This window comes from Clostridium sp. UBA5712 (assembly GCF_002419845.1).
Classification (GTDB): domain Bacteria; phylum Bacillota; class Clostridia; order Clostridiales; family Clostridiaceae; genus Clostridium_J; species Clostridium_J sulfidigenes.
Window position 1 is genome coordinate 178,461 of record NZ_DIGW01000010.1, and the last position, 14,205, is coordinate 192,665.

General features: G+C 30.2%; 10 protein-coding genes, 2 riboswitches and 1 other annotated feature. Of the genes, 1 reads left to right on the forward strand and 9 read right to left on the reverse strand.

Going from position 1 to position 14,205, the window contains the following annotated elements; translation table 11 throughout:
- Positions 1-33: 33 nt before the first annotated feature.
- The 7 genes from epsC to B3B03_RS04915 all read right to left on the reverse strand — a co-directional run bounded on the left by epsC (position 34) and on the right by B3B03_RS04915 (position 8,492).
- A complete protein-coding gene (epsC, locus tag B3B03_RS04885) occupies positions 34-555 on the reverse strand; it encodes a serine O-acetyltransferase EpsC (RefSeq protein WP_346847582.1) in 522 nt (173 codons plus the stop codon).
- A gap of 131 nt (positions 556-686) precedes the next feature.
- Positions 687-918, reverse strand: a binding site (T-box leader).
- Positions 919-1,029: 111 nt separating this feature from the next.
- Complete coding sequence (locus tag B3B03_RS04890; protein WP_346876606.1) at positions 1,030-3,408, reverse strand: homocysteine S-methyltransferase family protein; 2,379 nt, start codon at positions 3,406-3,408, stop codon at positions 1,030-1,032.
- The gene (locus tag B3B03_RS04895; RefSeq protein WP_346847584.1) at positions 3,398-4,078 is read right to left on the reverse strand and encodes a methionine synthase; all 681 of its coding nucleotides are present in this window, start codon (positions 4,076-4,078) and stop codon (positions 3,398-3,400) included. The genes B3B03_RS04890 and B3B03_RS04895 overlap by 11 nt, the downstream gene beginning before the upstream one ends.
- Before the next feature lie 36 nt (positions 4,079-4,114).
- Positions 4,115-5,002: a methylenetetrahydrofolate reductase [NAD(P)H] gene (metF, locus tag B3B03_RS04900; protein WP_346847585.1), complete on the reverse strand. Its 888-nt coding sequence runs from the start codon at positions 5,000-5,002 to the stop codon at positions 4,115-4,117.
- A gap of 35 nt (positions 5,003-5,037) precedes the next feature.
- Complete coding sequence (locus B3B03_RS04905; protein WP_346876607.1) at positions 5,038-6,264, reverse strand: homoserine dehydrogenase; 1,227 nt, start codon at positions 6,262-6,264, stop codon at positions 5,038-5,040.
- 40 nt (positions 6,265-6,304) lie between these two features.
- Positions 6,305-7,189, reverse strand: coding sequence for a homoserine O-succinyltransferase (locus tag B3B03_RS04910; protein WP_346876608.1), 885 nt, complete (start codon positions 7,187-7,189; stop codon positions 6,305-6,307).
- Positions 7,190-7,193: 4 nt separating this feature from the next.
- Positions 7,194-8,492, reverse strand: a complete 1,299-nt coding sequence (locus tag B3B03_RS04915) for an O-acetylhomoserine aminocarboxypropyltransferase/cysteine synthase family protein (protein ID WP_346876609.1) — start codon at positions 8,490-8,492, stop codon at positions 7,194-7,196.
- A gap of 113 nt (positions 8,493-8,605) precedes the next feature.
- A riboswitch (SAM riboswitch) is annotated at positions 8,606-8,723 on the reverse strand.
- Positions 8,724-8,812: 89 nt separating this feature from the next.
- A riboswitch (SAM riboswitch) is annotated at positions 8,813-8,918 on the reverse strand.
- A 245-nt stretch (positions 8,919-9,163) separates the two neighbouring features.
- Here B3B03_RS04915 and B3B03_RS04920 point away from each other — a divergent pair.
- A complete protein-coding gene (locus tag B3B03_RS04920) occupies positions 9,164-10,480 on the forward strand; it encodes a hemolysin family protein (RefSeq protein WP_346847589.1) in 1,317 nt (438 codons plus the stop codon).
- Positions 10,481-10,622: 142 nt separating this feature from the next.
- Here B3B03_RS04920 and B3B03_RS04925 read toward each other — a convergent pair whose 3' ends face one another.
- On the reverse strand, positions 10,623-12,365 hold the full coding sequence (locus B3B03_RS04925) for an ABC transporter ATP-binding protein (RefSeq protein WP_346876610.1): 1,743 nt from the start codon (positions 12,363-12,365) through the stop codon (positions 10,623-10,625).
- Positions 12,366-12,405: 40 nt separating this feature from the next.
- On the reverse strand, positions 12,406-14,109 hold the full coding sequence (locus B3B03_RS04930; RefSeq protein ID WP_346876611.1) for an ABC transporter ATP-binding protein: 1,704 nt from the start codon (positions 14,107-14,109) through the stop codon (positions 12,406-12,408).
- Positions 14,110-14,205: the final 96 nt, after the last annotated feature.

Consider the following 14,205-nt stretch of genomic DNA (forward strand, 5'->3'; position numbering starts at 1 on the left):
TAATTCCTCCCTATATTTTACTAAAATTTAATACTATTTTTTATTTAAAGGTTTTGCAGCTATTCCTACTACAGTTGAATTTTCTTCTGTAGATTGCAGTACTACTGAGTTAGCTCCTATTTTGGTTCCTTTACCAATATATATATTTCCTAGAACCTTAGCACCAGCTCCAATAATTACATCCTCTCCTATAGTTGGATGCCGTTTTCCCTTTTCATTACCCGTTCCACCAAGTGTAACTCCATGATACATAGTTACATTATCTTTAATTTCTGCTGTTTCACCAATTACCACCCCCATTCCATGATCAATAAATAAACCTCTTCCTATTTTAGCTCCTGGATGTATTTCTATGCCTGTAATAAATCTACTGACATTTGAAATAAATCGTGCTAAAAAGAATAATTTTTTTCTATATAAAAAATTAGATATTCTATAAAATATAAGAGACTTTATGTGAGGATATAATAAAAATATCTCAATCCTACTTCTAGCTGCAGGATCTCTTGGAAAAACTGAGTCTATATCATATTTAAGCGATTTTAAAAAGTTCATAATATATTTCCTCCATAAAATTTTCAATTGTAAAACTATAAATCAACAATATACTTATTTTTAATCTAAATAATTAACTTCATACTATCTTTAAGCGATTTTGGAGTTAAAAAAAACGCCTCTAAGATAAACTTAGAGACGGATAATATCCGCGGTTCCACTCTATTTGGTAAAAAAATAACCCCACTCTTCAAGTACTATCATACTCTATTAATATAACGGTTAAAACCGCGATAGCCTACTTAATTCGGTATCGTACTCCAAAGGGCACTTCATATATAATTCTAATAAATATCCTTTCAGCTAATGGATATTCTCTCTGAATCTTCATTAAATACTACTTTCCTTCTTCAATGTATTTGTATATTTAAATTATTATATTTTATTATATGCACATAAATAAAAAATGTCAACTTATTTTATTTATGTACATATATTTTATTATTATTAATTTTTAATAAGATGTAACTTGCTTTATCCCAATACTTTCCTAGCTATGGTTACAGATTCCTTTGCATCTTTAGCATAAAAATCTGCTTTAATCATATTTGCATATTCCTCATTAAGTACCGCTCCACCCACCATAACTACACAATCTGGCTTAGTCCTTTTTAGTTCGAATATGGTTTCTTCCATATTTTTAACAGTAGTAGTCATTAGTGCACTAAGTCCTATTAGCTTAACATTATTTTTAATAACAGCTTCTACTATTTTCTCCTTAGAAACATCTTTTCCTAAATCGATAATCTCATAGTTATAATTCTCCAGAAGTACCTTTACTATATTTTTTCCTATATCATGTATATCACCTTTTACAGTAGCTAATACTATCTTTCCTTTTGAAATCTCAGCATCAGTTCCTTTGCTTAACTTATCTTTTATGACCTTGAAGGATTCTTTTACTGTTTCTGCAGATTGGATTAGTTGTGGAAGAAATATATGTCCATTTTCATATTTTTCTCCTACAATATCTAAGGTAGGAATTATATATTCATTTACAATTTCTAGTGGCTGTTTATTTTCTAATAACTTCACTGTAGCTATTTGGGCTTCTTCTTTAATACCTTTTAATATTATTTTAAATAAATCATCTTGAATATTGTTTACATCTTTTTTTATAGGTGTTTGCTCTTTAGATGTATTTTTATTATATTTTAAATATTCCTTTGCTCCCTTATCTTCATTCCATAAAACTTTAGAGGCTACTATTGTGTCCATGATATCTTTATTTAAGGGATTTATTATAGGTAAATCTAAACCCGCAAATAAACTTGCTGCTAAAAATGTTTTATTTAGAATTTCCCTATTAGGTAATCCAAAAGATACATTGGATACTCCAAGTACAGTCTTTACATTTAACTTCTCTTTTACTAAAGAAAGTGCTTTTAAAGTTTCCTTAACATCTTTCTGTTGGGCAGCAGCTGTTAATGTTAAGCAATCTATATATATGTCTTTTTTATCTATACCATAACTTTCTGCTGTTTTTACTATTTTTTCAGCTATTCTAAATCTTTCTTCCCCACTTGAAGGTATTCCTCTTTCATCTAAAGTAAGCCCCACTACAGCAGCTCCATATTTTTTTACTATAGGTAATATATTTTCTAACACTTTATTTTCTCCATTTACTGAATTAACTATAGCCTTACCATTATAATATCTTAATCCCATTTCTATAGCTTTAGCATTTGTAGAATCTATCTGAAGAGGTACGTCTAATATGGATTGTATTTCTTTAATAACCTTAACCATTATTTCTTCTTCATTTATTTCCGGAAGACCTACATTAACATCTAGAATATGGGCTCCTGCATCAACTTGAGCTATAGCCTCCCTTAGAATATAATCTATATCTCCGTTTCTTAATGCTTCCTTAAATAATTTTTTACCTGTAGGATTTATCCTTTCTCCTATTACTTTGACCTGATCAATAATTACTGCTTTAGTAGGAGTGCATACACCACTTAAAGGACTATATTTCTTGTCTTTTATTTTTACTTTCTTTAAAGCTTTTACTAAACTTTCTATATGTCTATCTGTTGTACCACAGCATCCTCCTATTACTTTTACACCTTTTTCTTTAAACTTTGCTCCGTAAACTGCAAATTCTTCTGGTAAAATATTAAATATCGTATCACCCTTTATAATATTAGGTAATCCTGCATTAGGTTGGACCATTACAGGCACTTTAGATATTTTTAATATTTCATCTATTATAGGTTCTATTTCTTCAGGTCCTAAAGAACAGTTAACTCCAAGAGCATTTACGCCTAACCCTTCTAGTACCATTACCATAGATGTGGCATTGCACCCTGTGAAAGTCCTCTTGTCTGACTCAAAGCTCATTGTACAAAATACTGGCAAATCTGAATTTTCCTTAGCTGCTAATACTGCGGCCTTTGCTTCGTATAAGTCTGTCATGGTTTCTATTAATATTAAATCAACACCACTTTTTACCCCTTGAATAATCTGCCTTTTAAAAATACTATAGGCTTCATCGAAGGTTAAAGTCCCCATGGGCTCTAATAGTTCACCAATGGGACCTATATCTAAAGCTATATATGCTTGTTTATTCTTAGTAGCTATTTTTGCATTTTCTACTGCTGAATGAATTATTTTCTCTACACTAAAATTACTATTTTCAAACTTAATTTCGTTAGCTCCAAAGGTGTTGGTAGTAATAACATTTGCACCAGCTTCAATATAAGCTTTGTGTATTTCAATTATTATTTTTGAATCAGTAATATTTAATATTTCTGGTAATTCACCTAACTGTAATCCACTACTTTGCAACATAGTACCCATAGCACCATCAAAAATTAAAATTCCTTCTTTCAATCTTTCTTCAATTTCCACATCTATCATCCCCTTTTCTAAACATACAATTAGAATATTTATTACACTGTAAACAGCTTATTCTTTTTATGCTATTATTCTCTCTTTTAACAACCCCTACTATGGCTGTAACGGATTTTCTTGGTATTAAAATACTATTAGAGGATGCAGTAAGCCCTATAGATTTTTCTGCACTGAGCATAGCGAGAAATCTTTTTTGTATATCTATGGGTAAATCCCCATATCCAGGACTATACCTAGATGTTAGTGTATTGTTTTCATTTTGTACAACTTCCTCCAACTCTTCACATATTCTATCACATAGTTCTTCTATAGCTGTTGTAGCACAAGCATCTAGTATTAATGCCTTAGTCATGCTTATCTTTTCATAATATCTTATTTTTTCATCTACACTATTTCCTAGAGTTGCAGCCATTAAGATACAGACTTCTGATTTATCCAAGTGCTTTCTAATATCTTCTCCTGCTATACTAAAATTGCTATTTAAAATACATATTCTATCCTTCTCTTTCCTAATGTTAAAGAATTTATATACATATCTAGCTTTAATTAAACTTCTCATTTCATCCATTAATTCATCAATTAAATCATTAGTAACTTTATCTAAAACTTGATTTTTATAGCCTAAATATCTTAAAACCTCATCTTTATTTTGTAGAAATTTATTCATGGGCAAGCTCCACCTCCCTTATTCATTAATTATATATTAAATTACTTGTCTTTTATTTATAGAATTTAGTATTGAGCCAATGCTACTAGTAATTCTTTTAGCTATATATGGATTGTTCATTGTATAAAGATGTATTCCCCTTACACCAGTAGAAACTAAATCTACTATTTGTTCTAATGCATAGGCTATTCCTGCATCCCTCAGTGCATCCTTATCATGCTCATATCTATTTATTATTTTTATGAACTTGGAGGGTAGATTAGCTCCACAAAGAGAAACTATCCTTTCAACTTGTTTTTTATTGGTTACTGGCATAATACCTGCTTGAATAGGTATCTCTATATTACTCTTCTCTACAGAATTTAAAAATTTATAGAAATACTTATTATCAAAGAATAACTGGGAAATTAAATACTCTGCTCCTGCATTCTCCTTTAACTTTAATATTTCAATTTCCCTCTCTATATCTCTACTTTCAATATGTCCTTCAGGATAGCAAGCTGCTGCTATTCCAAATTCCTTGGTTTCCTTTATGTGGTTTATTAATTCTTGAGAATTATTAAACTCCCCTATTGAGGGATTTCCTTCAGGAACATCTCCCCTCAAAGCTAATATATTTTCGATTCCATTTTCATTCAAATTTTCTAAAATTTCATTTATTTCACTTTTAGTAGAACCTATACACGTTAAATGTGCTAATGCCTCTATACCATATTTATTTTTAACTAAAGATGATAACTCACATGTTCTATTATTATTAACACTTCCACCTGCTCCATAGGTAATGCTAATATAGTCAGGATTCAAACCTTGTAATCCCTCTAAAGTATTGTATACAGTCTCTATTGGCGATGTAAGTTTAGGTGGAAATATTTCAAAAGAAAAAACTACTTCTTTTTCCTTAAATAACTCTTTTATATGCATTTACTATACCCCCTCTTAGAATAATATAATATTTGTTATCTAATAACAGCATAAAACTCATCATTAATGAAGTTTTTAATGTTACTAATAAATTTACTTATTTTCACATAATCTATATCTTTAGAGGTAAATATAATATTTTCACCAGTTTTTATCATTTTATCAACTATTTTTTCTTCTTTAATAAGGTTTAATACCTTCTCATTTAATCCATATTTAGGACTTATTCTTATATAATATATATCTTTAACTAAATCTGTATTATTGCATAATTTATCTTCTTCCTGATTTATTCCACAACTTCCATAATTATTATATATAATATCAAGAACATCACTTACCACAGCATTTGCTGTAGGTAGTTTACCCGCACCTGCACCATAAAATTTCAGCTCTCCTATATCATTCCCAATAATAGACACTAAATTATTAGCATCTTCTATCTTTGCATAAAATGAATCCTTAGACAAAATATTGGGCTCTACAGATAAATAATAATTATTTTCTTTAAATGAAGCCTTTGCTAATAGTTTTACCGTATATCCTAATTCCTTTATTGCCTTTATGTCTACTGACTTAATAGTTCTAATGCCTCTACAGTAAATATCTTCTTCTTTTATCTCTCTTTTAAAAGCTATGGTAGATAAAATTGCTAATTTTCTTCTAACATCATATCCGTCAATATCATCCGTTGGATCCGCTTCCGCATAACCTAACTTTTGAGCAATATCTAGTGCCTGTGAAAAGTCTAGGTTTTCTTTAATCATCTTACTTAATATAAAGTTAGAAGTACCGTTTAATATACTATTTATCTCTTTAATATCATTTAAGGTTACTTGTTGTTTTAAAGGTTTAACAATAGGAACCCCACCTGCCACACTAGCTTCATATAAAAATGCTCTTTTATTTTTATTTGCTAAATCTATAAGTTCCTTCATATGCCTTGCAACCACCGCCTTATTTGCAGTTATAACATGTTTCCCTTTTGTTAAAGCATATTTTATATATTCATAAGCTTCTTTTATTCCACCTATTGCTTCTATGACTATATCTATATCTGGATCATCTAAAATAAAATAAGGATTATCTGTTAGTTTATTTTTACACTCCTTTATACTCCTATCCTTATTTATATCTTTAATAAGAATTTTACTTATAGATAGTTCATCACCCACTAATGTTCTAAAAATCCTTTTTCTTTTATATATAATTTCATAAACTCCTGTGCCTACAGTTCCAAATCCTAATAATCCTATATTCATAAAAATATCACTCCTCTTTTAATATAATTAGTTGCATATTTTAACTTTTTACTAAACATTCTCTTACCCAATTTGAGAATAAACGCTGTGAATTACTACTCCAATCTAAGTTAATTTCTTGGCTAGAATCATCACTTGGAAAATAATTTTTAGGTACGCTTATATTAAATCCACTTTTTATATCTCTTTCATATTCCTTTTTTAAAGTACAGCTCTCATACTCAGGATGTCCTGTAATATAAATTTGTTTTTTATCTCTAGTGCTTATTATATAGATACCTGATTCTTCTGATTCGCATAGGACTTCTAATTCTTTTATTTTTTCTATATCCTGTTTTCTAACTCTCCCATATCTTGAATGAGGAACTATAAATCCATCACTAAGCTCTTTTAATAGAGGCTCCTTTTTATTTACAATTACATGAGGAAAAACTCCGAAGATCTTTTCTGTTGTTACACATTTATTTATTCCAAAATTGTGATATAATCCTGCTATTGTTGCCCAACATATATATAATGTAGACTTAACCTTTTTATTAGAATAATCAATTACTCTCTGTAGTTCCTTCCAGTATTCGATATCATTAAAATCTAAAAATTCTAAGGGAGCTCCCGTAATAATAGCACCGTCATAATTACTATTTGCTACCTGACTTATGGATTTATAATGTTTCTCTAAATAGGTTTTATCTGTATTTCGTGGTGTGTGGGTTTTCATATACAAGAAATCTACCTTTATACTTGTATTCATATTGCCAAATATACTTAAAAACTGAAATTCTGTTTCACACTTTTTAGGCATTAAATTTACAATTAAAATACGTATCACATCTGAATGGTAACTGTGAGAAGCATCTTCTATTTGGATTCCATGTTCAATTAACTTATTTACTGATAAAAGATTTTTATCTATTATTAAGGACATTCCATCACCATTCCTTTAAAACTGCTTTTTTAAGAGCTTGATCTATATCTTCTATAAGGTCATCCACATCTTCTATTCCAATAGAAAGTCTTATCATATCTGATGTAACTCCGGCATTTAATTGTTCTTTTTCATTTAATTGAGCATGAGTAGTACTTGCTGGGTGTATTACAAGAGATTTTGCATCTGCAACATTAGCAAGATGAGAAAATATGCTAAGTGATTCAATAAATCTTACTCCTTCCTTTACTCCACCTTTTATCCCAAATGTAAATATGGAACCAACACCCTTTGGAAAATACTTTTGTGAAAGAGCATAATATTTATTACCTTCTAAACTAGGATAATTTACCCATGATACAAGTGGATGTTGTTGTAAAAACTCCGTAATCTTTTTAGCATTTGACACATGTCTTTCTACTCTCAATGAAAGAGTCTCCAGTCCTTGTAAAAATAAAAATGAGTTGAAAGGACTTAAGGATGCTCCTGTATCTCTTAAAAGTTGCACTCTAGCTTTTACAATATAAGCTGCTGCTCCTATATCTTTTGCATATACTATACCGTTATAACTAGAATCTGGTTTGTTAAACTCAGGGAATCTCGGGTTATTCAACCATTGGAATTTTCCAGAATCTACAATTATTCCACCTATTGAAGTTCCATGTCCCCCTATAAACTTTGTTGCAGAATGAACTACAATATCAGCTCCATGTTCTATTGGACGTATAAGGTATGGTGTCCCGAATGTATTATCTACAATTAGTGGTATATTGTGCTCATGAGCAATGTTGGCTACCTCTTCAATATCAATAAGATTCATCCCTGGATTTCCTATAGTTTCCAAATAAATAGCCTTAGTTTTGTTATTCATAGACTTTCTAAAATCTTCTATGATATCTGGATTTACAAATACGGTTTTAATACCTAATTTAGTAAGAGTTGTAGATAAAAGATTGTATGTGCCTCCATATAAAGTGCTAGCTGCAACTATTTCATCTCCTGCTCCTGCTATATTAATTATTGCGTATGTGATTGCAGCAGAACCAGATGCAACTGCAAGAGCACCCACACCCCCTTCTAAAGCTGCCACTCTTTTTTCAAAAACATCCGTTGTTGGATTCATTATTCTAGTGTAAATATTTCCTTCTTCCTTTAAAGCAAATAGATTAGCTCCATGGTCAACGCTATTAAAAACATAGGATGTAGTCTGGTATATGGGAACTGCTCTAGAGCCTGTTGCACTATCTACTTCCTGACCTCCATGAACTTGTAATGTATCAAATTTAAATTTTCTTTCTCCCATTTTAATCTCTCCTTAAAATATTTTATTAGATAACATAAAATCCCCTTTCATCTAAATCTAAATAATCTAGATGAAAGGGGATTTACATACAAGGGTACCCATGTTATAGCTCCCTCTCATCTTTCTCTAAATTTGTAAAATTAGAGTAGGAATTGGCACCTTTTCAGACAAATGGGTCTGAAGGTTGCCGAGGTTTCATAGGGCCTATCCCTCCACCTCTCTTGATAAGAGTTTCATTATTAAATTTTAAATAGTATAATTTCTAAAAACAATTTGAAAACAAAAAACCTCTTTCGCTGAAAGAGGTTTTAACAATCGTCTTCTTATCTTTCAGCTCATACTGTAGGATTTAGCACCATATATGTAGATGAACACATTGGTTGCTGGGTTTCATAGGGCCTATCCCTCCACCTCTCTTGATAAGTATTATATTAAATATTTTATTACATATCATTATAATGACTATGAATATCTATGTCAATAGCTTTTTTATTTAATAGCTAATTAAACCATAGAGTATTAAAGTAAATACTATATATCCATAGATTTAATAAGGAGACTTGATTCTTTTGCCATATTTAACCTTAAATAATTAAGTCTGTTATTTGATTACCTATAAATTAGTATGCTATAATAAGCTCACTACATTTAAAATAAGGGGGAATATAAGAATGGACGGGAGCCCCAGTGGCAGTTTTATTCTAATCTTTTTACTAATCTTAATAAATGCTTTCTTTGCATCTGCAGAGATGGCAATTGTATCTTTAAACAAAACTAAACTAAATCTTTTAGCGGATGAAGGTAATAAGAAGGCCTTACTTCTTCAAAAAATTTTAAAGGATCCTAATAATTTCTTATCTACTATCCAAGTAGGAATTACCTTTGCAGGTTTCTTTGCATCTGCTTCAGCAGCTACATCTATTTCTGTAGGCTTTTCAGATACACTATCTGGATTTGGTATACCATACAGTGATAAAATAGCTCTAGTTGCAATAACCTTGCTTATATCTTATCTAACGTTAGTTCTAGGAGAACTAGTTCCAAAGAGAATAGCTCTTCAAAATTCAGAGAAGGTAGCTATGTTTTCTATAAAAGCTATAGTTCTTATAGCTAAATTTACTAAACCTTTCGTATGGTTTTTATCTTGCTCCACTAATCTTATAATGAAACTCTTTGGAATTAAGACAGATGGTATGGAAGATCAGGTTTCAAGAGAAGAAATCAGAAGTCTTATTGAAATTGGCCAAGAACAGGGCGCTATTAATAAGATAGAACGTGAGATGATTGATGGTATAATTGAGTTTGATGACACCATGGCTAAAGAAATTATGACACCAAGAACAGAGGCTTATCTACTAGAAGTAAATGATTCCATTAAAGACAACATAAGTTATATCCTGAGTGAAAGTTTTTCTAGAATACCTGTCTATGATAAGGACTTTGATAATATTGTAGGCGTGCTTTATATGAAAGATATATTTGCAAGCATAGTAGAAAAGGGCATAGATAATATTTCTATTAAAGATATAATGAAAAAACCTTATTTTGTTCCTGAGACAAATTCTATTGATAATTTATTCAGAGAACTTCAGACAAATAGGAATCACATGGCTATATTAATAGATGAATATGGTGGATTTTCAGGTATTGTTACCATAGAAGACATTATTGAAGAAGTAATGGGAGAAATTTGTGATGAATATGATGATGAACAACCTGAAATAGAAAAAGTAGATGAGGAAAACTATATAGTTAGTGGATTACTTACTCTATCTGATTTGAATGATTTTTTAAATCTCTCTTTAGATTCAGAGGTTGCAGATACCATAGGTGGTTTATTCCTTGAAACCTTTGGAACTTTCCCTAAGGACACAAATAACCATCAAGTTCAAATAGATAATGTAACCCTAAAACTTTTAGCCTTAGATGATAGAAGAATAGATAAGATTCATCTTATAATAAATAAAAGCAACAGCATTGAATTTTAATTTAAAGTAAATAATTAAATTGAATATAAATTTGGCTATCTAAAAGAACTAATACCATTAAATAAATTTACACTTATATTGCTAAGTGCAAATTTATTTTTATAGTATTAGATAATTATTTGAAGATAGCCTTTTTTATTAATTATTCAAACTGAGAATTATATAATTGACTATAAAAACCCTTTTGTTTTAATAACTCCACATGATTTCCTTGTTCAACTATATTCCCATTATTAACCACTAGAATATGATCTGCATTCCTTATGGTAGAAAGCCTATGTGCAATTACAAAGCAGGTTTTATCCTTCATTAAGTTTCTCATGGCTTGCTGAATTTGAACTTCTGTTCTAGTATCAACATTAGAAGTTGCTTCATCTAAAATAAGCATCTTTGCATCCAAAAGCATAGCCCTTGCTATGGTTAGCAATTGTTTTTGTCCTTTAGATACATTAGCTCCATCATCAGTAATTACTGTATCATAACCCTTAGGAAGTCTTTTTATATATGAATGAATTTTAGCTGCCTTAGCTGCTTCTACAACATCTTCCATAGTTGCATTTTCATTGCCATAAGCAATATTTTCAAATATACTTCCTTCAAATAGCCATGTATCTTGAAGTACCATAGCATAAGCTTTTCTTAAACTCTTACGTGTAACCTGTGATATTGAATTTTCATCTACCTTAATATCCCCTTCATTAACATCATAGAATCGCATGAGAAGATTAATTAAAGTAGTTTTTCCTGCCCCTGTAGGGCCTACTATAGCAATCATACTTCCAGCAGGTACATTCATACTAAGATTCTTAAGAATAATCTTATTCTTATTATATCCAAAGGAAATATTCTCTACCTTCACATTTCCTTCCATATCCACAAGCTCTTTAGCTCCTTCCTTATCTGCTAGCTCCGATAGCTCATCCATTAATTGAAAAATTCTTTCAGCAGCAGAAAGGGACGATTGAAATTCTCCCATGATATTAGCCGCTTCATTAATAGGTCCTGAAAATTTTCTAGAATACAGTACAAAGGAAGATATGTTTCCTAAAGTCATTTGTCCAAAAAGATACATAATAGCACCAAAAATACTGATAAGAGTTAGTGATAAATTATTCATAAAGTTAACTGAAGGACCAACCATAGAACCATAATAATCAGCACGATAATAAGCATTTACTGCTTCTTCATTTTTACTTGCAAATTTTTTCTTTGTGTTATCTTCTTGATGATAAGCCTTTAAAGTCTTTTGACCTGATACAAACTCCTCTACCATTCCATTAAGTTCCCCTAATTTTCTTGAACGATTACGAAACATTGGTCTTGTTACCCTAGTTATTCTTTTAGTAAGTATAATAGACATAGGAACTGTAAATACAAATACTAAAACTAACTTTTCAGATATCATAACCATAGACCCAAAGGATATAATCACAGTAATTATACTTGAGCAAATGCTCACTAAATCAGATGTTAAGGTAGAATTTAAAGTATCCACATCATAGGAAATTTTGCTTATGATATCTCCTGTTGCATGGGTATCAAAATATCCTACTGGAAGAGATAATAATCTATCAAATAAATCTTTTCTTAGTCTATAGGATATTCTCTTGCTAATTTCTAGCATAAGTACTGATAAAATATAAGCTAAAATAGAAGATAAAATGTAGAATCCAATCATAAGTCCACAGTAATAATATATCTTAGAAAAATTTACTGCCCCTCTTCCAACATTAATATTATCTATAGCATAACCTGATAACATTGGACCGATTAAGGCAAATACGTTAGAACCTATGGATAATATAATTGCTATGATAATTAATATCTTGTATTCAAATAAATAGGACATTACTCTTTTTAATGTATTCTTTTTTCTATCCTTCATAAATTAAAAATGTCCTCCTTTTTACTTTGATTTCCATAACTTATTCTCCCATCTGAGACTTATTAATTTCTTTATATACATCACAACTTTCAATAAGTTCTTCATGAGTTCCATACCCTACAACATAACCATCTTCTAATACACAGATGTGGTCTGCATTAAAAATTGAACTAATTCTTTGAGCAATCATTATAGTTGTAGTATCTTTAAAATGTTCTGTAAGATTTTTTCTTAGTACAGCGTCTGTCTTATAATCTAAAGCACTAGAAGAATCATCTAAAATTAATATTTCTGGGTGTGCTGCTATGGCTCTGGCTATAAGCATTCTTTGTTTTTGTCCACCACTTAAATCTGCACCTCTTACTGCAACTTTAGTATTAAAGCCTTCTGCCTTGCCTTCAATAAACTCAGTTGCCTTAGCATAATCTGCTGCTGATCTTATATCACTATTCTCTAGAGTTCTTCCAAACCTAATGTTTTCATAAATTGTATCCGTGCTTATAAAATCGTTTTGAAATACCACTCCAAACTTTTCTCTTAATTTTTTCATATTAATAGATCTAATATCTTGTCCATTTATATAAATAGAACCCTGATCTACATCATAAAATCTCATTAATAATTTAATTAAAGTAGATTTTCCTGAGCCTGTAGCCCCTATAATACCTAGAGTTTCACCTTTTTTAACTCCAAAGGTTATATTACTCACATTTTCTTCTTTATGATTATAAGAAAAAGAGACATTTCTAAATTCAATAGCATAATCTGTATTTATAATTGGTATGTTCCTAATTGGTAATTCTTCTTTCTCATTTAGTATTTCGGTAATACGCTTTGCGGAAGCACTTGCTTTGGAGTAATTAGTAAATACTCTAGAAATAAATAAAAGGGAATTTAATATTAAAGTTACATATGTTAAAAATGCAATTATTGCTCCTGGTTTAATGGCTCCACTATTTACTCTGTAAGCTCCAGCCAAAATAACAAATACTGTCCCCACATTTAAGCAAAGATTCATTACTGGATTTAGTATAGCCATAACCATACCACTCTTCTTTTCTTGAATTACTGTAGCATCATTGCGAGCATTAAATCTTTCCTTCTCATGTTCTTCCTTTGATAAAGCCTTAATTACACGAATTCCTGTAACATCTTCACGAACTACACGTACAAAATCATCTACTTTTTTCTGAACAATTGAATACATAGGGATACCTACTTTTGATATGTACATAATAGTGATAAAAATAATAGGCATTACTGAAATCATTACTAAAGTTAGTAATGGATCTAATGTCAATGTTATAATTATTCCACCAATAAGCATTATTGGAGCCCTAATACCTAGTCTTTGCATCATTCCCACCATCTGATGGATGTTATAAGTATCCGTGGTAGCTCTAGAAATTAAAGAAGGTAGTGTAAAAGCATCCACTTGTCTATCAGAAAGACATATCATTTTAGAGAATAAATCATTTCTAACTCGCTCTGTGGTATCTCTCGCCACCTTTGAAGCCATTCTGTTAGCTAATATATTGAAAGTTACTGCACAAATGGCACATAAAAGCATAATTCCACCCCAAATTAAAATTAGAGATACCTGCTTTAATGGAATAATTTCATCAATCATATAAGACAAAATCCATGGAATTGCTAGTTCTACAATAGTTCCAGTAAACTTTATTGAAAATCCTATAAGCATGTTTACTCTATAAGGTTTTAAATACTTAAATATTTGCTTCATAATATTCCACCTTTAAGATATAATATATTTCGTTTTCCTAAATATATTATATCTTAAAGTTTTTAAAAAATCTATTTTAAAATTGAGAAATTTGCT